Source organism: Paenibacillus sp. EKM301P, from assembly GCF_011800295.1.
Taxonomy (GTDB): domain Bacteria; phylum Bacillota; class Bacilli; order Paenibacillales; family Paenibacillaceae; genus Paenibacillus; species Paenibacillus polymyxa.
This window is the reverse complement of record NZ_JAALFM010000121.1, coordinates 1-299: the sequence shown is the minus strand read 5'-3', so window position 1 is coordinate 299 and position 299 is coordinate 1. Positions and strand designations below refer to the sequence as shown.

Sequence of the window (299 nt, the reverse complement as noted above, 5' to 3'; positions counted from 1 at the left end):
TAACTGCGGATGGCCAGGGTATTGACGAACATCCCGATCAGCGGCTGAACGTCGCTGTGATTTCTTCCTGCAATCGGTGTACCGACCACCACGTCTTCTTGCCCTGTATACTTATGCAATAATATTGTATAACCAGCAAGCAGAACCATATAAAGCGTTGCGCCGTTCTCGGCTGCAAGCCGTTTCAGACCCTCGCTTTTCTCGCTATCCATAAACAATTGCAGCGTGCGGCCCTCGTAGCTCTGCATAGCCGGGCGCGGATAGTCCGTCGGCAATTCCAAAACCGGCAGTTCTCCGCG

General features: G+C 53.2%; 1 protein-coding gene. It reads right to left on the bottom strand.

Going from position 1 to position 299, the window contains the following annotated elements:
- On the bottom strand, positions 1-299 hold a 299-nt coding region (locus HFD99_RS25120; RefSeq protein WP_167441087.1), incomplete at both ends, for a condensation domain-containing protein.